At 70.2% G+C, this 22,207-nt stretch carries 18 protein-coding genes; 2 read left to right on the top strand and 16 right to left on the bottom strand.

The features are described 5' to 3' along the window. Positions 1-9 precede the first annotated feature (9 nt). Together DYS74_RS01370 and DYS74_RS01365 are read left to right on the top strand one after the other, a co-directional pair. Positions 10-390, top strand: coding sequence for a hypothetical protein (locus DYS74_RS01370; RefSeq protein WP_121530364.1), 381 nt, complete (start codon positions 10-12; stop codon positions 388-390). Between the two features lie 12 nt (positions 391-402). Next, on the top strand, positions 403-1,023 hold the full coding sequence (locus DYS74_RS01365) for a sulfotransferase (protein WP_121530363.1): 621 nt from the start codon (positions 403-405) through the stop codon (positions 1,021-1,023). Between the two features lies 1 nt (position 1,024). Here the strand turns inward: DYS74_RS01365 and glmM are convergent, their stop codons facing one another. From glmM to DYS74_RS01285, 16 genes are all read right to left on the bottom strand, one after another. Then, on the bottom strand, positions 1,025-2,368 hold the full coding sequence (gene glmM, locus DYS74_RS01360; RefSeq protein WP_121530362.1) for a phosphoglucosamine mutase: 1,344 nt from the start codon (positions 2,366-2,368) through the stop codon (positions 1,025-1,027). Further along, positions 2,365-3,384 (bottom strand): dihydropteroate synthase, encoded by a 1,020-nt coding sequence (folP, locus tag DYS74_RS01355; RefSeq protein ID WP_121530361.1) that lies wholly within the window; start codon positions 3,382-3,384, stop codon positions 2,365-2,367. Before folP ends, glmM begins: the two co-directional genes overlap by 4 nt. Positions 3,385-3,422: 38 nt before the next feature. Then, the gene (locus tag DYS74_RS01350; protein ID WP_121530360.1) at positions 3,423-4,352 is read right to left on the bottom strand and encodes a dihydroneopterin aldolase; all 930 of its coding nucleotides are present in this window, start codon (positions 4,350-4,352) and stop codon (positions 3,423-3,425) included. Between the two features lie 95 nt (positions 4,353-4,447). Beyond that, a complete protein-coding gene (locus tag DYS74_RS01345) occupies positions 4,448-5,140 on the bottom strand; it encodes a cell wall hydrolase (RefSeq protein ID WP_121530359.1) in 693 nt (230 codons plus the stop codon). A 224-nt stretch (positions 5,141-5,364) separates the two neighbouring features. Beyond that, positions 5,365-7,908 carry a putative PEP-binding protein gene (locus DYS74_RS01340; RefSeq protein ID WP_121530358.1) on the bottom strand — a complete coding sequence of 848 codons (2,544 nt, stop codon included), beginning with the start codon at positions 7,906-7,908 and terminating at the stop codon, positions 5,365-5,367. Between the two features lie 144 nt (positions 7,909-8,052). Next, complete coding sequence (locus DYS74_RS01335; protein WP_121530357.1) at positions 8,053-8,658, bottom strand: glutathione binding-like protein; 606 nt, start codon at positions 8,656-8,658, stop codon at positions 8,053-8,055. Positions 8,659-8,763: 105 nt separating this feature from the next. After that, entirely contained in the window at positions 8,764-10,542 is a 1,779-nt protein-coding gene (locus DYS74_RS01330; RefSeq protein WP_121530356.1) for a thiamine pyrophosphate-binding protein, read from the bottom strand. A gap of 101 nt (positions 10,543-10,643) precedes the next feature. Then, entirely contained in the window at positions 10,644-12,200 is a 1,557-nt protein-coding gene (locus DYS74_RS01325) for an FGGY-family carbohydrate kinase (RefSeq protein ID WP_121530355.1), read from the bottom strand. Then, the gene (locus DYS74_RS01320) at positions 12,190-13,206 is read right to left on the bottom strand and encodes an ABC transporter permease (RefSeq protein ID WP_121530354.1); all 1,017 of its coding nucleotides are present in this window, start codon (positions 13,204-13,206) and stop codon (positions 12,190-12,192) included. The genes DYS74_RS01325 and DYS74_RS01320 overlap by 11 nt, the downstream gene beginning before the upstream one ends. Then, a complete protein-coding gene (locus DYS74_RS01315; protein WP_121530353.1) occupies positions 13,203-14,207 on the bottom strand; it encodes an ABC transporter permease in 1,005 nt (334 codons plus the stop codon). The genes DYS74_RS01320 and DYS74_RS01315 overlap by 4 nt, the downstream gene beginning before the upstream one ends. Then, entirely contained in the window at positions 14,204-15,718 is a 1,515-nt protein-coding gene (locus tag DYS74_RS01310) for a sugar ABC transporter ATP-binding protein (RefSeq protein WP_121530352.1), read from the bottom strand. Before DYS74_RS01310 ends, DYS74_RS01315 begins: the two co-directional genes overlap by 4 nt. Before the next feature lie 64 nt (positions 15,719-15,782). Continuing rightward, positions 15,783-16,793, bottom strand: coding sequence for a sugar ABC transporter substrate-binding protein (locus DYS74_RS01305; RefSeq protein WP_121530351.1), 1,011 nt, complete (start codon positions 16,791-16,793; stop codon positions 15,783-15,785). An 80-nt stretch (positions 16,794-16,873) separates the two neighbouring features. Beyond that, on the bottom strand, positions 16,874-18,319 hold the full coding sequence (gene xylB / locus DYS74_RS01300) for a xylulokinase (RefSeq protein WP_121530350.1): 1,446 nt from the start codon (positions 18,317-18,319) through the stop codon (positions 16,874-16,876). 86 nt (positions 18,320-18,405) lie between these two features. After that, complete coding sequence (gene glpD, locus DYS74_RS01295; RefSeq protein WP_121530349.1) at positions 18,406-19,935, bottom strand: glycerol-3-phosphate dehydrogenase; 1,530 nt, start codon at positions 19,933-19,935, stop codon at positions 18,406-18,408. Beyond that, a complete protein-coding gene (locus DYS74_RS01290) occupies positions 19,928-20,743 on the bottom strand; it encodes an HAD-IIB family hydrolase (protein ID WP_121530348.1) in 816 nt (271 codons plus the stop codon). Before DYS74_RS01290 ends, glpD begins: the two co-directional genes overlap by 8 nt. Beyond that, the gene (locus DYS74_RS01285) at positions 20,743-22,083 is read right to left on the bottom strand and encodes a sn-glycerol-1-phosphate dehydrogenase (protein WP_121530347.1); all 1,341 of its coding nucleotides are present in this window, start codon (positions 22,081-22,083) and stop codon (positions 20,743-20,745) included. Before DYS74_RS01285 ends, DYS74_RS01290 begins: the two co-directional genes overlap by 1 nt. Positions 22,084-22,207: the final 124 nt, after the last annotated feature.

Here is a 22,207-nt window from a genome sequence, read left to right as displayed (position 1 = left end):
AGAGCAGCGATGGCCGAACTGACGGAACGAGAGATCGAGAAGATCGAGGCGGAACGCGCGAAGATCTTCACCGCGCCGTGGTTTGGCGACCTCGTCGCCGGCCGGCTGGGTCTGGGCGATACCTTCTGGATCGGCAATTACGGCGTGCTTCTGGGCGTGGTGCCGCTGGTGGTGCTGATCTCGGGCCTGCTCTATGCGCAGCTGCCCGACCTGCTGACGCCCTTCCTGCGGCTTTTCGCGGCGGCGCTCGGCCTGTGGCGGCTGGTCACGCTGCGCGCGCTGGCAAAGGCACGCGCCCGCCTTGGCGCCCGCGGCGCCTGGCCCATCGTCGGACTGATCTGGACGCTGGGCGAGGCGATCACTGCGGTCGTCTACGCCGCGACGCTCTGACCGGGGGCACCGATGGACGAAACGTCCGACGCGCGCCGCCTGCCGAAGCTGCTTGTCGTCGGCTTCCCGAAATCGGGCACCAGCACGATCCAGCGCGCGCTCGAGGAAAGCGGCCTCGTCAGCGCGCACTGGATGTGGCGCAACCGCCCGGTCGGCCGGCTGATCTATGACGGCTGGTTCTCGCGCGGCGATCCGCTGGCGCTCCTCGAGGGCGTCGACGCGGTGACGCAGATGGATTTCTGCATGCCCGCGCAGGGGGTGAACCTCTGGCCGAACCTCGACATCGCGCTGCTGCTGACGATCCGCCGGCTGCATCCCGACTGCCGCTTCATCCTGAACTATCGCCCGCCGCAGGCGACCGAAAGCAGCTTTGGCCGCTGGAACACGCTGGTCGAGCGGATCACCGAAAGCGACATCCCCGGCCTGCCCCGCGGCCGCGGTGGCCGCCCGGGCGAGGTGACGCGCTGGATCGGGGCGCATCTCGACGCGATGCGGCAGGTCTTTGCGGGCGATCCGAATTTCCTCGAACTCGACATCACCGCGCCGGACGCGGCCGAGAGGCTGGGCGCCTTCCTCGGCCACGAGATCCGTTGGTGGGGGGTGGCGAACGCGAACCCCGACGGCAAGCGCTGAGTTACGCCGCCGCCTCGACCGCGGCGACGATGCCGTCGACGGTCTCGGACAGCAGCGCCGCATCCTCGCATTCCGCCATCACCCGGATCAGCGGCTCGGTCCCCGACTTGCGGATCAGCAACCGGCCCTGACCGGCCAGGCGTGCCTCCGCCTCGGCGATCACTTTTCGAACATTCTCGGTCGAAAGGGGCTCTTGCCCGGCGGCATAACGCACATTCTTCAACAATTGCGGCACGGTCTCGAATTGCTGGGTCAGTTCCGAGGCGCGCGCCCCGCTTTCCGCCATCGCGGCGAGGAACTGCAGCCCCGCCATCAGCCCGTCGCCGGTGGTGGCATAGTCGGTCATCACGATATGCCCCGACTGCTCGCCGCCCAGATTGAAGCCGCCCTCGCGCATCCGCTCGACCACATAGCGGTCACCGACCTTGGTGCGCTCGAGCCGGAGCCCGCGGCCGGCGAGGAAGCGTTCGAGCCCGAGGTTCGACATCACCGTCGCCACCAGCGCGCCGCCGCGCAGCTTGCCTTCCTCGGCCCAGCGGCGGGCGAAAAGCGCCATGATCTGGTCGCCATCGGCCACCTGCCCGCGCTCGTCGAGGATCATCACCCGGTCGGCATCGCCATCGAGCGAGATCCCCAGATCGGCGCCATGGCGCAGCACCGCCTCGGAGGCGGTCTCGGTATGGGTCGAGCCGCAGCGGTCGTTGATGTTGTGCCCGTTCGGGGTGACGCCCACCGGGATCACCTCGCAGCCCAGCTCCCACAGCACCTCGGGCGCCGCCTTGTAGGCCGCGCCGTTCGCGCAATCGACCACCACCTTCAGCCCGCTCAACCGGTCGCGCGCCGGGAAGGTGGTCTTGGCATATTCGACATAGCGCCCGACGCCGTCATCGATGCGCTTCGCCCGGCCGATGTTGTGCGGCTGCGCCGGGCGGATCTCGCCGGCGACGATCGCCTCGATCTCGGCCTCTGCCTCGTCCGACAGCTTGAACCCGTCGGGCCCGAAGAACTTGATGCCGTTGTCCTTGGCGGGGTTGTGGCTGGCCGAGATCATGATCCCCAGATCGGCGCGCATCGAACGGGTCAGATAGCCCACCGCCGGCGTCGGCACCGGGCCGAGCAGCAGCACGTTCATCCCGGTCGAGGTCAGCCCCGCGGTCAGCGCGTTCTCGAGCATGTAGCCCGACAGCCGCGTGTCCTTGCCGATCACCACGCGGTGGCCGTTGCCGGCGTCACGGCGGAAGTAGCGCCCCGCCGCGGCGCCAAGCTTCAGCGCCATCTCGGCGGTCATCGGCCAGCTGTTGGCCTCGCCCCGCACCCCGTCGGTGCCGAAAAGTTTGCGCGTCATTGCTCGTACCCTTTCGTGATCGCGTTCCACAGCCGGACGCCCTGGGCGATCTCGGCGACATCGTGCACGCGGTGGATCTGTGCCCCCTGCGCGATCCCGGCGAGCGTCACGGCCAATGTGCCGGGCATCCGCGCCTCGGCGGTCTCGACTCCCGCGACGGTGCCGATGAAGCGCTTGCGCGACACGCCCAGAAGGATCGGGCAGCCGAGCCCGTGGAACAGGCCAAGACCGCGAATGAGCGCCAGGTTATGCGCCACGGTCTTGCCGAAGCCGATGCCCGGATCGACGACGATCTGCTCGCGCGCGATGCCCTGCGCCTCGGCGAGCGCGATGCGGTCCTCGAGATAGTCATAGACGTCGAGCAGCACATCGCCGTACTCGGGGTCGTCCTGCATCGTCTCGGGCAGGCCCTGGGCGTGCATCAGGCAAATCGGCAGGCCGGTGATCGCCGCCAGTTCCGCCATCGCCGGATCGAATTCCATCGCCGAGACGTCATTGAGCATCTCGGCCCCGGCCTCGACCGCGGCATCGGCGACCAGCGCCTTGCGGGTGTCGATCGAGATCGGCAGCGGGAAATCCTCGTCGCGCAGGGCGGCAATCACCGGGGCGGTACGGTCGATTTCCTCGTCCTCGGGCACCTCCTGCGCACCGGGGCGGGTGGATTCGCCGCCGATGTCGAGGATGTCGGCCCCGGCCTCGGCCAGCGCGCGGGCATGGTCGAGCGCGATCTCCTCGTCGTCATAGCGGCCGCCATCCGAGAAGCTGTCGGGGGTGACGTTCAGGATGCCCATGATCCGCGGCGCGTCCATCGTCAGACCGGCGACCGGGCGGCGCGGGGCGCACAGGCGTTCGGCCACCTCGGGCGGCAGATGTGTTGCGGGCAGGATCTCGCTCTCGCCACCACGGCCGAGGACTTCGACCTCGGTGAACCAGCACCAGCCACCGGCAAGCGGCAGGGCACCTTCGGGGCGGAGGGCATCGGACTGGACGAGCGGGCGGTAATACGGACGGGTCATGCCGCCCGTATCGCGCGCGCAGCCCGGCTTGGCAAGCGTCAGACCGGCACCGAGACGACCGGCACGCGGCTTCCTGCCGGGGCTGAAACATCGCCGTGAAGTTCCAGCCGCAGCGCCGCGCTCTGCTCGGCCAGCCACAGCGCCAGCGCCACCGCGTCGCGCGCCGGCCCCTTCGGGCCGTCGACCGCGTCGAGCACGATCTTCGAGGGCGCCCAGACCACCATCTCGCCGTTGCGCATCGCCCAGTCGATCTCGGTGCGGGTCGCGACGACCATGCAGCGGCGGTCACGCGCGGCGAGCCGCCAGGCGTTCTGCTCGATCGCCAGAAGGTCGATGCGCCGCTGCGTCGGGCGCTGCCCGGTTTCGGGCACGGGGGTGTCGGGCAGACCCACGGTCAGGATCACCGGCGCGCCCGAGGCCGCCAGCCGGTCGAGCCGTGCCCCGAGGTCGGGCGCCGCGATCGCGGCATTCGTCAGATAGGCGACCACCGGGTGCAGCGCGTCGGCCCCCTGCCCCTCGTGCGCCGCCACCGGCACCGAGGCGCGCGAGCGCACGATCTCGACGCCAAGCGCCCCCGGGCCGCGGTCGAGCTTCTCGATCCGGACGAAGACGCGCATCGCTTGCGGTTCGGCCAGAATCCGTTCGGCCACGCGCTCGGCCAGCGTCTCGAGCAGGTTCAGCCGCTCGGCCGCCAGCTCGGCCGCGATCGCCTCGGTGATCCGGTCATAGCTGAGGATGCGGTCGACGTCGTCCTCGAGCGGCGCCGGCGCCGGGCGGACCTCGACCACCACGTTGAAGCGCAGCCGCTGGCCGTGGCCGCGCTCCTGCTGGAAGGCACCGATATCGGCGGTGACCACATGGTCGCGCAGCGAGATCCGGTCGCGCGGATCGGCCGAGGCGGAGGCGATCGCCCGCTCTTCGGGATGGGCGAAGGCCAGCGAGGTGTCGGAGATGGGATCGGGTGTCATCGGCGTCCTGTGCAGTCACGCCCCGCCGTTATAGAAACGGGGCGGGCAAAGGCCCACCCCGAAACGTCATTCTTCAGGCCTGAAACGACCCCACCTCAGTTCGAGGCGGTCTGGATCGGTCGGCGATAGAACAGATGCGCGCCGATCTCGGCGGTGTTGACGAAGCGGTTCGACCAGCTCGGGCGGACGCCGCGGGCGTGGAAGAAGGTCGCGCCGTCGGTCAGGCTGCGCGGCATCCCGTCCAGCATCGCCCGCGCGACCTTGGCGACCTGCTCGTAGGTTGCATCGCGGCGCACGGCATCCGAACGGCCGTCACAGGCCCAGCTGAACTGGCAGCTGCCACCGGCACGCTGATGCACGACACCGCAGATGGTGTGGGGGAACCGGCCGTCGTCGACACGGTTGAGGATGACCTCGGCCACGGCCTGCTGGCCTTCGACGCTTTCGCCGCGGGCCTCGTGATAGAGGGCGCTGGCGAGGCACTGAAACTGCTGGTCACCGCCGGCGGGAACCGGCTGGGCCGCGAGCCAGTCCTCGGTGAGGACATCGGGCGCCTCCCCGGCTTTCGGGCGGGGCGCGGTGGTGATTGCGGAAATCCGGCTCGCTGGAACCGAATCGAACCCGCTGCGTTCCTGGGACAGCAGCGCGACAAGGCTCGACTGAGCGAAGCCGGGCTGCGCAATCCCGATGGGGTCGTTTGACTGGCTTACCGTAACTTCGGCACGCAAGCCTCCGGCAAGGGCAAGGAGGAGCACCGCTCCACCCGTCCAGCTTTTCAGCACTGACATGTGTATCTTCCGATAAGGACGTCGCCCCGACAAATGCCGGGACCCGGCGCTCATAGCCCAGATGGCTGCACCGCGTCTACCTACCGATTTGAAAACAAGGACTTCCTTCCGCCTTTACGGCGGAATTCCGCTGACTGGCGCCCCGAATCACCCCCGGAGCCACGTTTCTGTGAGTAGTCCCGCGCCGGGCGAAACGCCAGTGGAATCAGCGAAAAAACGCAAGATCAGGGGCCCGCGCGATGCTTCGGCGCAAGAAGGGCGAAATGCGCGGCGGCAAGGCGGGCAACCGGCACCCGGAAGGGGGAACAGGACACATAATCGAAGCCCGCGGCGCGGCAGAAGGCGATCGATTCGGGGTTGCCGCCATGCTCGCCACAGACCGAGATCGTCACGTCGGGCCGCGCGCCCTTGCCCCGCCCGGCGCCGATCAGCAGCAGTTCCCCCACCCCCTCGACGTCGAGGATGTGGAACGGATCCTCGGCATAGACGCCCTGGTTGACATAGGTCGACATGAAGCGCCCGGCGTCGTCGCGCGACAGGCCATAGGTCATCTGCGTCAGGTCGTTGGTGCCGAAGGAGAGGAAATGCGCGTGCTCGGCGATCTCGCCCGCGCGCAGCGCGGCGCGCGGCGTTTCCACCATCACGCCGAGGCGATAGGTGAACTCGGCCTTCATCTCGGTGCGCACCGCGGCCGCCACCGCGTCGATCCGGGTCTTGACGATCTCGACCTCGCGCGCGGCCGAGACCAGCGGGATCATCACCTCGGGCACCACCTTGGCGCCGCGCCGGCTGGCCTCGACCGCTGCCTCGAAGATCGCGCGGGCCTGCATGTCGTAGATCTCGGGCACGGTCACGCCAAGGCGCACGCCGCGCATGCCCAGCATCGGGTTGAATTCGGACAGCGCCTCGCAACGCCGTGTGACCTCGCTCAGCGGCCGGTCGAGCGCCTCGGCCAGCTCGCGCATCCCCTCGCGGTCATGCGGCAGGAACTCGTGCAGCGGCGGATCGAAGAGCCGGATGCAGACCGGCTGGCCCGCCATGATGTCGAAGAGCGTGATGAAGTCGGCGCGCTGCATCGGCAGCAGCCGTTCCAGCGCGATGCGCCGGTCGTTCGGCGTGTCGGCAAAGATCATCTCGCGCATCAGCGTCAGGCGATCCTCGTCGAAGAACATGTGCTCGGTGCGGGCAAGGCCGATGCCCTCGGCCTCGAACATCCGCGCGGTGCGGGCGTCCTCGGGGGTGTCGGCATTCGCCCGCACCCCGATGTCGCGCACATTGTCGGCCCAGTGCAGCAAGGTGCGGAACCCGTCGTCGAGCGCCGGTTCCAGCATCTCGGCCGCACCCGCCAGCACCTCGCCATTGGTACCGTCGAGGGTGATCACGTCGCCCTCGCGGAAGATCCGCCCGCCGGGCGCCAGCATCACCTTCTCGCGCGGGTTGATCGAGATGTCGGCACAGCCCGCGATGCAGGGCAGGCCAAGCCCGCGCGCGATCACCGCGGCGTGACTGGTCATGCCGCCACGCTCGGTCAGCACGGCGACGGCGGCGTGCATGCCGCGGATGTCCTCGGGCACGGTCTCGCGCCGCACCAGGATGCAGGGTTCGTCCCGCGCGGCCGAGGCCTGGGCGGCGGCCGCGGTGAAGACGATGCGGCCGGTGGCGGCGCCGGGGCTGGCCGCGATGCCGCGGGCAAAGCGGTCGCGCGCGCCGCGCGGGTCGACCTGATAATGCAGAAGCTCCGACAGGGCCCGCGGCTCGACCCGAAGCAGCGCCTCCTCGCGGCTGATGATGCCGTCCTTTGCCAGCGCCACGGCGATCTTCACCGCCGCCCGGGCCGAGCGCACCACCCGCACCGCATCGATCACCGAGACCCGGCCGCCCTCGATCGCGAATTCGATCTGCATCTCCTCGCGCAGCTTCGCGCGGCAGGCGAAGCCATAGCCCTGCAGCTCGGCGAAGACCTCGGGCGAGGCCTCCTCGAGCGAGGCGCCGCGCGGGTCGCGGGTGAGATATAGCGTCTCGACCGAGGCCTTGCGGCCCTGGCTCTGGCCGCGGAAGCGGCCGGTGATGCGGCGCGCGCCGGTGACGCCATCGGCGAATTGCATCGTGCCCGAGCCCGACAGCCCCGGCCCGATGCCAAGCGCCATGCGCTGCACCAGAAGGCCCAGCACCGCCTCGAGCGGCGCGCCCTTCGCCTGACGCAGGAGCCGCGCCGTCGTCCCCTCCCAGGCCCGCGCCATCGAGCGCAGCACCTCGCCCAGCTGCCGCGCCGGCGATTGCGGGAAGTCCTCGTCGGTCTCGGCACGATAGGTGGCGAGCGCCGAGGCGAGCGCCCCCGGCCCCGGCTCGTCATGGAACATGTCGGGATCGAGCCGCGCGACATGGGTCGCGTAATTCTGCACGAAGCGCAGATAGAGCGCGTCGGCCGCCTCGCGCCCGTGGCTGTCGGTCAGCCGCGCGTGCATCGCGTCGTTCATGCCGACGTTCAGCACCGTGCCCGGCCCGCCCCATTCGGGGTTTTCCGGGCTCGAGCGCACCGAGACAAGGAAATCGGGGCCGAAGACTGCCGCCAGTTTCTCGGTGTCGGGCAATTGCCCGGCGACGATCGCGCGCACCGTCTCGGAGGGCAGCGCCACGGTCTGCGGCACCGGCAGATCAAGCCGGATCAGCCGTTGCAGGCACTTCGCCCGCCAGCCATGGCGCGCGATGCTGATCTGCGCCGAGGGCGTCAGCGTGACGAATTCAGCGAAGTCAGCATGTTTCTGCATTGCAGCAATCCCCCGGTCCCCCGCAGGATATGCGGAAACGCGCCCCGTGCAAGTGCGACGATCAAGTGACGGACGCAACGTCGGTGCCGCCGCGTCAGCCAAAGCACGGGAAAGCCCGCCCGGAAGACCCGGACAGGCCCGTTCTCAGATCAGCCCTTCGGCCCGCAGCGCCGCCTGTGCGGCCGGCCGCGCCATCACCCGCGCGCGCAGTGCCAGCGCCTTCGGGCAGGCCGACAGGTCAAGTTTCAGCGCCAGCCCCCAGCCGAGGATGGTGGCGACATAGGCGTCTGCCTGGGTGAAATCGGGGCCGAGCCAATAGCCCTCGCCCGCCGGCATCATCGCCTCGAGCTCGCCCAGACGGCGGCTCACCCGCGCCATCACCATCGCCCGCGTCTCCTCGGACATGTTCGGGGCGAAAAGACCACTGAAGGCCGCGTGCAGGTCCGAGCAGAAGCCGAGCGCCTCGTGCAGCCGCGCCCGCGCGATCGTGCCGCAGGCGGGTTTCAGCGCGGCAATCTGCGACAGATCGCCGAGGAAGGGCAGGATCGCCGCGTTCTGGGTCAGCACCGTGCCGTCATCAAGCTCGAGCGCCGGCACCGCGCCGCGCGGGTTGATCTCGAAATAGTTGCGCCCGCCGGCGGTCACCTTGCCCTGCAGATCGACCGCCTCGGTCTCGAAGGGCACGCCCATCTCGCACAGCACGATATGGGAGGCGAGCGAACAGGCGCCGGGCTTGTAGTAGAGTTTCATTCTCGGTCCTCGGAAAACAGGTCGTTCCCCCGATCTAGCAGCCCTGCCCGGCGCGGCAATGGCAACCGCCCCCGGATCGCTCCGGGGGCGGCGAATATCCTCGCGTCACTCGGCAAGGTCGGGCGAGACCTTCCAGTCGCGCAGCTTGTAGACGGTGCCCGGCCGCGGGAAGGGCGTGTCCGACTTCTCGCGCAGGCGCCGCTTGAACGAGTGGATCGGCGTCGCGCGGTCGTCGATGCGGATCTCGACCACCGAGGGGCCGTCATGGGCGAAGGCACGGTCGAGCGCCGGGCCGATCTCGTCGGGGGTCTCGACATAGATCCCGAGAAGACCAAGCGCCGCCGCCGCCCCGGCATAGCCCGGCTTCACGCTTTGCGTTTCCAGCACCGCCGATTGCACGTTGTTGAAGTAGAGCTCCTGCCACAGCTGGATCCAGCCGAGCTTGCCGTTGTTGATGACCACGTTGACGATCCGCTGGCCATATTGCGCCTGCGTCGCAAGCTCGCCCACGGTATAGGAAAAGGCGCCGTCGCCCGCGACGGTGACGATGCGCGCATCGGGCCGCACCGCCGCCGCGCCGATCGCCGCGGGCACCGAATAGCCAAGCCCGCCCTGCCCGCGCGCGAACAGGAACTGCCGCCCCGCCCGCTTCGCCGGGATGTAGCCCGAGATCCAGCCCGCCGAGAACGAGGCGTCCGAGACCACGATATCCTCGGCGCCGAGCCGGCGCGCGATCTCGTCCATCACCCGCGGCGGCTGGATCGGCATCCGGTCGCTCTCGATCTCGGCGCGCTTGTCGGCGTCGCAGGCGGCCTTCACCTCGGCGATGCGGGCGCGCCATTCGGGATGGGCCGGGATCTCGGCCAGCGCCGCGTCGATCGCCGCCACCGTCTCGCGCACATCGCCGAGCAGCGCCACCGTCGGGCGGAAGGTGCGGCCGTGTTCGAGCGGGTCGGCGTCGATGGTGATCGTCGCCTGCTCGGGCAGCGGCAGCGACCAGTTCATGCCGGTGTTCTGGCTGACCTTGGAGCCGCACCAGATCACCAGATCGGCCTCGCGGACGAGATCGATCGCCGCCTTCGAGCCGAGCGGGTTCAGCACCCCCGCCGCATAGTCGCGGGTCTCGGGGACCGAGCCCTTGCCCGAGAGCGAGGTCACGACCAGCCCGTCGAGCCGGTCGGCGAAGGCCGTCACCTCGGCCGTTGCCTCCGATCCGTGCACGCCACCGCCGCACACGAGGGCCGGCCGCTTCGCGCGCCGGATCAGCGCCGCGGCGCGGGCGATCTCGCCATGCGGGGCACAGCTGCGCAGATAGGGGATCTGCCGGGCGCGGTCGTCGACGCGGATCTTCAGCACCTCCTCGTCCCATTCGGCATCGAAGATGTCATGCGGGATGATCAGCGCGACCGGCCCCGGCCGCGGCGCGGTGGCGATGCGGAAGGCGGTGCGGATCAGCTCGGGCAGCGCGGTGACCGAGGGCACGAGGAACGCCTCCTTGGTGCAGGTCTTGAAGAAGGAGAGCTGGTCGAAGCCCTGGCTCGCGATGCCCTTCTCCTTCAGCGGCAGCCAGTCGAGCGGCAGCTCGCCGATGATGCCGATCATCGGGATCGAGGCGTTCAGCGCCTCGAGGAAGCCCGCGGGCAAGAGGTTGGCGCCGGGGCCCACCGTGACGTCGCAGATCCCGGGCTTGCCGGTCAGCCGCGCATAGGCGTCGGCGGCATAGGCGGCGTTGCGTTCGTCGCGCATCAGGATGTGGCGGATGCGGTCGGTGCGGCGCGAGATCCCGTCATGCAGCGCCGTGGTCTGCCCGCCGGGCATGCCGTAGACATACTCGACCCCGTATTGCGCCAGCATTTCCGCAATGAGGTCACCGATATGAGCCATGATCTTTCCTTTCGTCAGGCATCGTTGGGCCGTGCCGCGACGCAGGGCGCGCCGCAGCCGGCAGGAGGCAAGGTCGTGAGTGGTGTGTGGTCGGCCCGGGATCAGGCGGGCACGGCGGCCGGGGGCGCCGCCACCGGCGCGGGGCTCGCCCGGCTGCGCGCCGCCATGCGGTGCATCAGCGGCCGCAGCGCGGCATGGGTTTCAAGGTAAAGGTCAAGCTGCGCACGGAACTGCGCGGTGCGCCCGGGGTCGGGGTGCACCTCGTCGCGGATCCGCACCATCCGGTCCGCCGCCGCCTCGAGCGAGGGATGCAGCCCCGCCCCCACCGCCGCCGCGATTGCGGCACCGAAAGCGGTGGCGTCGCCCACCTCGGGGATGCGCAGCGGCGTGCCGGTGGAATCGGCGTGCATCTGCACCCAGAAGGGCGAGCGCAGCACCCCGCCCGCGAGCGTCATGCTGTCGACGGCAAGGCCCTTCGCACTCAGCCGGCCGAGGATGTTCGCGGTGCCAAGTGCCACCGCCTCCATCAGCGCCCGCGTCACATCGGCGCGCGAATGCTTGAGCGTCAGCCCCCAGATCGCGCCCTGCAGGTCGTAATCGGTGAAGGGGTTGCGATTGCCCTGCCAGAAGTCGAGCACGACGAGCCCGTTCGCCCCGGCCGGCGCCGCCTCGGCCTCGGCCAGCAACGGCCCATAGCCGTCGCCCGCCTCGTGCAGAAGGTCATGCCACCAGCGCAGGATCGCCCCCGACGAGACCTGCCCGCCCTCCATCACGAAACGCCCCCGGGTGACGCAATCGGGATGCGGGCCGAAGAGGCCCTCGATCTCGACATCCTCGGCCACCACCGGCAGCACCAGATGCGAGGTGCCGGTGATGAGGGCGGTCTCGCCCGGGCGCAGGGTGTTGAGCCCGACCATCGCGACATAGGCGTCGGTGCCGCCCGCCACCACCAGCACATCCGCGGGCAGCCCGGTCTCGGCCGCGGCCGCAGCGCAAAGCGGCCCGATCGGATCGCCAAGCGCGGGCATCTCGGACGGGAACCGCGCGGTGATGCCCTGAAGCCCGATCGCATTCAGGAAATCCTCGGGCCAGCCGCCGGCGCGCGGGTCATAGAACCAGCGGTTGATCGTCAGGTTCTGCCCGAGCGTCAGCCGGCCCGACAGCTTCAGCGCCAGATAATCGGCCATCTCGACGAACCAGCGGGTGCGGGCAAACCGCTCGGGCGCCTCTTCGCGCAGCCACAGGATCTTCGGCAGCGCGGTCTCGGCGCTGACCCCGGCGCGCGAGCGGCGCAGCGCGGCATGGCCGGTCGCCTCGATCCGGCGCGCCTGCGGCGAAGCGCGGTTGTCCATCCACAGGATCGCCTCGGCCACCGGCTCGAGATCGGCATCAAGCGCGACCAGCGTGCTCGAGGTGCCGTCGGCGCAGATCGCGGCGATGCGGGCGGGGTCGATCCGGGCGCGCTCGACCGCCTCGCGGATCGCGCCGCAGGCTGCGCGCCACCAGTCGGCCGGCGCCTGCGTCGCCCAGCCCGGGCGCGGGTAATGGGTGGGGTACTCGCGCGTTGCCATGGCAAGCACCTGCCCCGCCGCGTCGCACACCAGCGCCCGCGCGCCGCCCGTGCCGCAATCAAGCCCGATGGTGATATCACGCGCCATCGCGGTGCCCTCCGGTGCCGTGGTGGCGGGCCGCCAGCGTGGCAACCGCGAGCCCGATCAGCAGCAGCGCCCCCTGGATGATCTGGCGCTGGTAGTCAGGCAGACCAAGCAGCGCCGTGCCGCTGAACAGCACCCCGATGAAGAGCGTCGCGGTCAGCGTGCCGAGGATGTTCGGCTTGCCGACCCGCACCATCATGCCGCCGAGCAGCACCACGGTGAGCCCGTTGATCAGGTAGGGCCCGCCGATCATCGGCTGCCCCGACGCGAGATGCTCGGCGAGCAGCACACCCGCGGCGGCCGCACTCACCCCCGAGAGGGCGAAAAGCAGCACGCCAAGCCCCACCACCGGCACGCCGACGCTGCGCACCGCGGCCTCGTTCTGCGCCATGGCATAGATATAGCGCCCCATCGCCAGCCGCTCCTGCACGACCCAGGCCAGCGCCGCAATCAGCAGGACCGGCACCACCACCGGCGGCACCGCGCCCCCGAGCACCGGGTCGAGCAGCGGTGCGAGCGGCCCCGGCGCCTCGATCCGGATCACCGTGCCCTTGCCGAGCGCCGCCGCGATCGAGGCGCAGATCCCCGCGGTCGAGATCGTGACGATCAGCGCCGGCAGCCGCATCGCCGAGACGAGAAGCCCGTTCACCACGCCGACGACCAGCCCCGCCGCCAGCGCCGCGCCGATCGCCGCGCCCCAGCCCCAGCCCTGCGCCAGGCTCCAGGCGCAGATCATGTTGGCGAGCGCCGCGACCTGCATGAAGCTGACGTCGATCTTGCCCGCGGCGATCACCCAGGTCAGACCGAGCACCATCACCGCCATCACCGAGAAGGATTTCAGCATGGCCGCGATATTGCCGGCGTCGAGGATCTGCGGCCGGACGCTCGCCACCGCGAGGGTCAGCACCACCACCGCCGCCGGCAGCCACAGATCGGTCGTCAGCCGCGCCATGCGCCGGCGCAGGGTGCCGCCCGGGCGGGTCGTCTTGTCGATATAGGTCATGGTCATGCCCTGTTCTCCGATTTCCGCGCCGCGCGCGGGCGCAGCAGGCCAAGCCCGGTGATCCACTCACGCAGGCTGTCCGAAAAGGCGATCACACCGCCCAGAAGGATCAGGCTGACGACCCCGTCGCTGTAGTAGTAGGGCACCCCCATCAGCGCGAAGCCGTCGAGGAGCATGGTGATGAGCAGGATCCCCCCGAAGGTGGCGACGACCGAGGTCCCGCCCATCACCGCGGCACCGAGGAACACCCCGGCATAGGCCGGCATCATCAGGTTCGCGCCCTTGTTGGTCTCGGCATTGCCCGATTCCGCGAGGATCAGCAGCACCGCCAGAACCGTGCACAGCGCGCACAGCACATAGGCGAGCGCCACGAAGCGCCGCGTCGCGATGCCCGAGAAATGCGCCGCGACCGGGTTCTCGCCGGTGGCATAGAAGGCCATGCCGGTGCGGGTGCGGCTCATCACGAACCAGGCCGCGGCATAGACGGCGAGCAGGATCCACAGCGAGACGCCAAGCCCCAGCAGCCGGGCATCGTTGAGGTCGGTGATGCCGCTCTGGAAGAAGTTCTGGAAGATCGAGCGCCCGCCCGTGTAGAGGAACGCCAGCCCGCCGCAGATCGAGCCGACGGCGATGGTGGTGACGATGTCGGGCAGCTCGAAATAGCTGATCGCGATGCCCGAGATGGCGCCCAGCACCGCACCGAGCGCCAGCCCGCCCATGATCGCCGCCCAAAGCGGCAGCCCGGCGGCGATCAGCGCCCCCATCGACATCGCCGCGAAGGCCGCGATGCCGGCGATCGACAGGTCGAACTTGCGCACGATCACCACGAAGGTGAGGCCAAGCGCGGCAAGCCCGTTCGCCGCCATGTGCCGGGCGATGCCGCTCAGGCTGGCGTGGCTCAGAAAGCGCGGCTCGATCAGCGCGAAGACCGCGCCCACGCCCAGCACCAGTGCGACAAAGCCCAGAACCCGGGCCGCGCCGCGGAAATGATCGTTCAGCCGGCTCATGCCGCAACCTCCCCCATGATCCCCGCCATCAGCAGGTCGTCGCGGCTGAAGCCGCGTGCCCCCGGCGCCACCAGACGCCCCTTGTGCAGCGCCACGGTGCGGTCGGCGACGCCGTGCACCTCGTCGCAGTCGCTCGAGATCACCACCACCGCGGCGGTCCGGGCGAGCGCACGCATCTGCGCATAGATCTTCGCCCGCGCGCCGATGTCGACGCCGACCGTGGGCTCGACGAAGATGTAGATGTCGGCCTCGCTGTAGAGCCCCTTCGCCAGCACGATCTTCTGCTGGTTGCCGCCGGAGAAGCCGCTCGCCGGCGTGGTCAGGCTTGGCGGATGCAGCGCCACCTGACGTGTCAGCTCCTGCGCGTCGCGGCGCAGCCTTCCGCGGCGCAGTGCCCAGAACCCGCCCGAGGCGCGGCGCAGGTTGGCGAGCGGCACGTTGAACAGCGCCGGCCGGCTCAGCGCCAGCCCCTCGCTGCGCCGGTCGCCCGGCACGAGGAAGATCCCGGCATCGAGCGCCGCGCGCGGCGAGCGCAGCGCCACCTCGCGGCCATGCACGCGGATCGTGCCGCGCGCGGCCGGCAGCGCGCCGAAGATCGTCTTCGACAGCTCGTCGCAGCCCGACCCCACCAGCCCGAAGATGCCGAGGATCTCGCCGCGCCGGGCCTGAAGGCTGATGTCGGTGAATTCATGCGGCCGGCCGAGCCCCTCGAGCTCGAGCAGCGCCTCGCCCGCGGGCGCCCCGGCCTTCGGCGGGAACACGTCCCCCACCGCCTCGCCCAGCATCAGCTCGGCCAGCGACACCCGGCTTTCGCGCGCCTCGGCGACGCTCATCCGCGCCACGCAGGTGCCGGCACGGAACACCGAGAAGCTGTCGGCGATGGCAAAGACCTCTTCCAGCTGGTGGGTGATGTAGATGATCGAGATGCCGCGGGTCTTGAGCTGGTTCATCAGCGCGAAGAGGTCCTCGCGCTCGACCTCGGTGAGCGTCGAGGTCGGCTCGTCGAGGATCAGCACGCGGATGCCGTCGACGGCAAGCGCCTGCAGGATCGCCACCGCCTCGCGCTCGACCGCGGACATCTGCCCGACTTCCTGCCGCAGGTCGAGCGGCACGGCAAAGCGCGCCAGCAGCGCCTCGGCCCGGGCCTCGAGCGCGGCGCGGTCGATGCGGGCGAACAGCCCGCGCCCGGCGGTCTCGCGGCCGAGGAAGATGTTGTCGAGCCCGCTCATGTCGGCCACGAGCTCGGGGTGCTGCTGCACCGTGGCGATGCCGGCGCGGATCGCGTCCTCGGGGGTGCGGAAATGCACCTCGCGGCCGGCGACGGTCAGCGTGCCGCCGTCTTTCTGGATGATCCCCGAGAGGATCTTGATGAAGGTGGATTTTCCCGCGCCGTTGATGCCGAGCAGGGCGTGCACCTCGCCCGGCCCGACGTGGAAGTCCACGCCGCGCAGGGCCTGCACCGGGCCGAACCGCTTCGACACATCGGACGCCGTCAGAACGGGCGTTGCCATGGCTTCAGTTCCTCATGTTGCGTTTGCGGGCCGCGGGCGGGGGTCACCCGCGGCCCGACCCGGGTCAGAGCGCGCGGGTCCAGCCCAGCTCTCCGGCGCGCCCCGGCACGTCGTAATCGTCGGGAATACCGTCCTTCAGCATGTCCTTGGTCACCGCATAGGTCGGGGTGATGATCAGCCGCGGCGCCTTGCGCCCGGCCAGCACCTCATGCGCATAGAAGACGCTGGCATAGGCCATCTCGTAGAAGCTCTGCGCCATCGACAGCTTCAGCGGGGTGTCGGCGGCAATGTAGTTGAAGGCCTGCGAGCCGCCGTCGATGCCGGTCAGGATCAGATCGGCCCGCCCCGCGGCACGGGCGGCGAGCGTGCCCTCGACCGAGGCGCCGTCCCAGGCGCACCAGATCGCGTCGACATCGGGGTTCGAGGTCAGGATGTTGTCGACCGCCTGACGCGGCGTGACGTTGCCGGCCAGCGCAAAGGCCCATTCGGTGACGATCTCGATCCCGGGATAGCGGCGCAGCGTCCATTCCATGCCGTAGGTGCGCTGATCCCAGCTTTCGTTTTGCGGCAGCATCACCCGGGCGATCTTGCCCTTGCCGTTCAGCGCCTTGCAGATGAACTCGGCGGAATACTGGCCCATGCCGAAGTTCGACGACATCGCGGTGGTGGTGACCATCGCGCCCGGCACCGAGCTGTCGGCGCAGAACACCGGGATCCCCGCGGCAATCGCGCGCTGCACCGCCGGGGCGATCGCCACCGCATCGGCCGGGGTGACGAAGAGCGCCTCGGGCTTCGAGGCGACGAGCGAGTCGATCTGGTCGGACTGCACCCGCGCGTCAAAGCCCGCGTCGGTGGTGGTCAGGGAACCGCCCAGCTCCTTCACCGCGGCGTTGAACCCGTCCTGCAGGTGGCGGCCCGAGTCATAGGTCGTCCAGCCGAGCGAGGCGGCGAACTTGCGGTCGGCGGCGGCGGCGCGCATCTCGCGCGGCCAGAGCGCGGCCGATGCGGCGAGCGTTGCCGCCCCGGTCAGGAAGGCACGGCGGCCAAGGCCCGCGCCGGTGAATTCTTCGGTCATGTCGTCTCTCCTCCACTGTTGCACCGCCCTGTTCCCGGGCGGGGTCCTCGGCCGGCGCCCCGCAAGGCGCCCGCCCTTCGTCAGCACAGCGCCGCGACCGTCCTCCAGCGGTCGTAGGCCTGTGCGTAGCCGTCGGCATGGGCGGGCTCGGGCCCGATCGCCTCGCGCAGCGCCGGGCGGCGCAGCACGGTGTCGGGCGCCGCCCCGCTCGCCGCGATCATGCCGAGCCGCGCCGCCCCGAAGGCCGCGCCAAGGGCGCCGGTGCGCGGCACGTCGAGCTCGACGCCGAGCGAGGTCGAGATCATCGACAGCCAGGGGCGCGAGCGCGAGCCGCCGCCGATCGCCAGCAGCCGGCGCAGCTCGGAGCCGCCCGAGCGGAAGGCGTCGGCGCAGTCGCGCAGCGCGAAGGCCACGCCCTGCATCACCGCCTGCGCCATCGCCAGATCGTCGTGCTGATGCGCCAGGCCGTAGAAGCCGCCGCGCACCGAGGCGTCCGAGCGCGGCGACCAGCAGCCGTCGAGGAAGGGCACGAAGATCAGCCCCGTCGCCGGCAGCGGCGCCTCGCCAAGCGCCCGGGCCAGCTCGCCGGGCTCGCGCTTGAGCCGCGCGCCGAGCCAGGTCAGGCAGGAGGTCGCGGACAGCAGCACCGACATCTGGTGCCAGCGGCCGGGCACGGCGTGGCACAGCGTCTCGATCGCGTAATCGCCGGCCGGGCGCGGGCTGTCGTTGGCCACGAACAAAACCCCCGAGGTGCCGAGCGACACGGTGCCGTCGCCATCCTCGATCACTCCGGTGCCGCAGGCGCCGCAGGCGTTGTCGCCGCCGCCGCCGGCGATCACCGGGCGACGGTGCATGCCCCAGCGGGCGGCGAGCTCGCGCCGCAGCCGGCCCGAGACCTCGGTGCCCTCGACCAGCTGCGGCATGTGCGTGCGGTTCAGCCCCGAGGCCTCGAGCATCCGGTCCGACCAGTTCCGCGCCGCCAGATCGACCCACATCGTGCCGCTCGCGTCGGCGAGGTCGGTCGATTTCTCGCCCGACAGCCGCAGCCGCACATAGTCCTTGGGCAGCAGCACCTTGCGGATCTGGCGATAGGTCTCGGGCTCGTGCCGGCGCAGCCACAGGATCTTGCTGGCCGTCACCCCGGGGGTCGGCCGGCGCCCGACGCGGGCCACCAGATCGGGCACCCCCGCCATCAGCTCGTCGCACTCGGCGCCGCTGCGGGTGTCGTTCCACAAGATCGCCGGGCGCAGCGGCTGATCGCGTGCATCAAGCACGGTCGCGCCATACATCTGCCCCGACAGCCCGATCCCCTCGACCGCCGCCATCGCTGCCGGATGCCCGGCCGCTAGGCTGTCGAGCGTCTCGCTCACCGCCTCCCACCACAGTTCGGGGTCCTGCTCCGACCAACCCGGCCGGTGCCGGCTCACCTCGAGCGGCCGCGAGGAAGCCTCGCCGATCACGCTCTGGGCGTCATCCATCAGGATGCACTTCACCCCCGACGTTCCAAGGTCGATCCCCAGAAACATCGCGTCTCCTCCCTGTTGCTCGGCCGCCTCCCGTGCGGCCGGTTGGATCAGAGCGCCCCGGGCCTCCACTCCCGGCGCGATCGCGCTCAGGCGCTCTGACGTTTCGGCATCGGTCCTTCCATGTAGCGCTCGAGCGCGGCGACCTCGTCCGGGCTGAGCACAAGGCCCAGCTTCGAGCGGCGGAACAGGATGTCCTCGGCGCTGCGCGCCCATTCCTGCGCGCGCATGTAGTCGACCTCGCGCGCGGTCAGACCGCCGCCGAAGGTCTCGCCCAGATCGGCACGGCTGCGGGCCCCTCCCAGAACCCGTCGCGCCCGCGATCCGTAATAGCGCAGCAGCCGGGTCGCCTCGGCCTGGGCCAGGAAACCATACTCCGCGCGTAGCGCGTCGCGCTCGGCGTCGAACGCCAGCGGCGCGAAATCCCCGCCCGGCAGCGCCTTCTGCCCGGTCCATCCCGCCGGCAGCCGCGGGCCTCCCTCAGGATCTCCGAGGCACGAAGCAATGCGCTCCAGCGCCGATTCGGCAAGTCGGCGATAAGTCGTGATCTTGCCGCCGAAGACCGACAGCACCGGTGCCTCGGCCCGGGTGTCGAGCTCGAGCACGTAATCGCGGGTGGCCTTCTGCGCCTCGGAGCTGCCGTCGTCATAGAGCGGGCGCACCCCGGAATAGGTCCAGACCACATCGGCGGGCGTGACCGGGCGCTTGAAATAGCTGCTCGCCAGCGTGCACAGATAGGCGATTTCCTCGGGCGAGGCCGCGACCTTGGCCGGGTCCCCCGGATAGTCGCGGTCGGTGGTGCCGATCAGGGTGAAGCGCCCCTCGTAGGGGATGGTGAAGACGATCCGGCCGTCGCCGTTCTGGAAGATGAAGCAGCGATCGTGGTCGTAGAGCTTCGGCACGATGATATGCGAGCCCTGCACCTGCCGCACCCGCCCCTTCGGCGGGCGCCGCGCGATGGTGCGCGCGACATCGTTCGCCCAGGGACCGCCGGCGTTGATCAGCATCCGCGCCTCGACCACCTCCTCGCGACCGCTCTCGCCGCGCAGGGTGACGCGCCAGCCGCCGCCCGGACGCGGCTCGGCCTTCGTGCAGCGGGTGCGCACCCGCACCGTCGCACCGCGCTCGACCGCGTCGATCGCATTCAGGATCACCAGCCGGTTGTCCTCGACCCAGCAATCCGAATATTCGAAGCCAAGCGTCAGCCCGTCGCGCAGCCCCTGCCCGATCGGCCCCGACTCCAGGTCGACGCGCGCGGTGCCGGGCAGCAGCTTGCGCCCGCCGAGGTGGTCATAGATGAACAGGCCAAGCCGCAGCAGCCAGGCCGGCCGCATCCCCTTGCTGTGCGGCAGCACGAAGCGCAGCGGGCGCACGATATGCGGCGCGATGTTCCACAGCACCTCGCGTTCGATCAGCGCCTCGCGCACCAGCCGGAACTCGTGATGTTCGAGATAGCGCAGCCCGCCGTGCAGCAGCTTGGTCGAGGAGGACGAGGTCGCCCCACCGAGATCGCCCTGCTCGCACAGGACCACCGAATAGCCCCGCCCGACCGCGTCGCGCGCGATGCCGCAGCCGTTGATGCCGCCGCCGATGATGAACAGATCGACCATGTCAGGCATCGGCCGCCTCCGGCACCCGCGCGCTCAGAATCCGCTCGGCGATCTCGACGAACCCCGCGCCCCCTTCCGAGCCTGCGACGAAGGCCGGCGGCGTGAAGCTGCCCGGTGCGAAGTCGCGCACATTCGCCACGCCGCAGCTGTTCGGGAAGAAGCCGAACATCGGCCCGTCGTTCGGGCTGTCGCCGGCAAAGATCACCCGCGCCCGCTCGGCGTCGATGTCGAGCCCGAGGATGTCGCGCGCAAAGATCCGGGTCATCGACAGCTTGTCGTAATCGCCGAACCAGCCGTTCACATGGATCGACGACAGTTTCGCCACCGCCCCCGCCTCGGCGAAGATGTCGAGGATGCGCTGCACCTCGGCCTCGGGCAATGCCGGCACATCCTCGCAGAAGTCGATGGCGAGATCGGCCTCGCGGTAAAGCTGGTCCGAGGCGATCCCTGCCCCCGGCACCTCGCGCAGGATCCGCTCGCGCAGCGCGCTCAGCCGGGCGCGGTTCGCCTGACGCTCGGCCTCGGAGGCGAAGAAGCGCTGCCGCATCACCCGCGCCGTGCGGTCATAGCTGAAGTAGAAGGCGCCGTTCTCGCCCACCACCCCCGCGACCGGCCAGAACCGGGCGATCATGTCGCACCAGCCCGCCGGGCGGCCGGTGATCGGCACCACCGCAAGCCCGGCCTGCGCCAGCCGCTCGAGCGCCCCATAGGCGGCGGCGGGCAACTGCCCGTCGGTGGTCAGCGTGTCGTCGATATCGGTCAGCACCGCGACGCAACCGCGCAGCGCGGCCGGGTCGAGCTCGGCAAGCGGTCGCATCAGACTTCCTCCTCGATGAAATCGTCCAGAATGCCGATGTCCTCGGCTAGATCGAGCAGCGAATAGCGGTCGCGCATCTCGCGGCAGTGGCGCAGCGCCTCGATATAGAGGTCGCGATCGAGGCCGATCTCGGCCGGCGTCGCACCGCCGCCGGCCGCGCGCAGATGCGCCGCCATCTCGTCCGGCGGCAGCATCATCGCGCCAAGCGTCGCACGCAGCTCGGGCCAGATCGCGGCAAGCTTGGCGTTGAAGGCCTCGGCCTGATCGGCCGTCATCGCCTTCGCCCGGCTCGCGGTCAGGCAATCCTCGACCGCGGCGGCCGGATAGCGGGCCCGAATCGCCGCCTCGTCGGGCTGCCAGGGCCGCAGCCGCGGCGCCTCTTCCATCGCAAGGATCCGCGCCTGCAACCGCGCCATGGTGACCGAGGCAACGCCGACCTGCTGGCCATGCACCGTGCCCGGATGCCGCGCGCCGGCAAAGCTGTCGATCCAGTGCGAGATCTGATGCTCGCCCATCGAGCCCGGGTGGCTCATCCCCACCACCGCGATGCCCAGCCCGCCAAGCGTCAGCAGGCGCTGCAGAGACCCGATGGCGTCATGGTCGCGCGCACCGAGCCCCGCACTGCGCGCCAGAACCGCCGCCTCGTCCTCTTCCTGCAGAAGATAGGGGGCGGTGGCATAGCGCGTGCCCAGCATCACATGCGAGAAATACCAGTCGACCTGCGCGGTGGGCCGGCACAGGCTGTCCCCGAGCCCCGCCCCGATCAGGTATTGCGGCGCCGCGGCCGAGACCCCGATGTCGATGAAGACGCCGCGCGCGGCATGCGCCTTCTGCGTGGTCTTCAGCCCGGAATCGAGGGTGATCGAGGCGGTCGACGAGGTGTATCCGTTCATCGAGGGCGCGGTGCCGAAGACGCTGTAGGCCCGCCCGTCGCGGAAGGTCGCGTATTTGCACAGATCGTTGATCGTGCCCGAGCCGACGGCGATCAGCGCCTCGACATCGCGGGTCTCATCGCTCAGCGCCCGCACCTGCGCCTCGTCGGCATGCGGGTGATCGAGCACGACAAGCCGTGCCTTCGCCCCCATCGCCCGGGCAACCTCCGCCCCCATCGCCTCGGCGGTGTCGGCATCGCAGACCACGGCATAGCTCCCGGCCCGCATCACCCGCTCGACCAGATCCCGCGCCCCGGCGGCAAACCCGTCGCCGATCTCGATGCAGCGGAACGGCACGGTGACCGCAGCCCCGGTGTCCGGGTCCTGCCAGCGGCCGGTGGTGACGTCTTCGATGAGGGCATTCCAGCCCCCGGTCGCGCTCTCGCGCGCCGTCAGCGGCAAGCTCATCTGCTCCTCCCAAGCAAGTGCTCTCCCTTGATGTGAAAGTTGCCAGATGACTCTGTCATTCGTCAATAACAATTTTCACGCAACGTCGGCATTTGCCAAAACGCCCGCTTTCATGCGAAACTGC

Source organism: Paenirhodobacter hankyongi (genome assembly GCF_003664585.1).
Lineage (GTDB): Bacteria > Pseudomonadota > Alphaproteobacteria > Rhodobacterales > Rhodobacteraceae > Rhodobacter > Rhodobacter hankyongi.
This window is presented reverse-complemented; position numbering and strand designations above follow the sequence as displayed.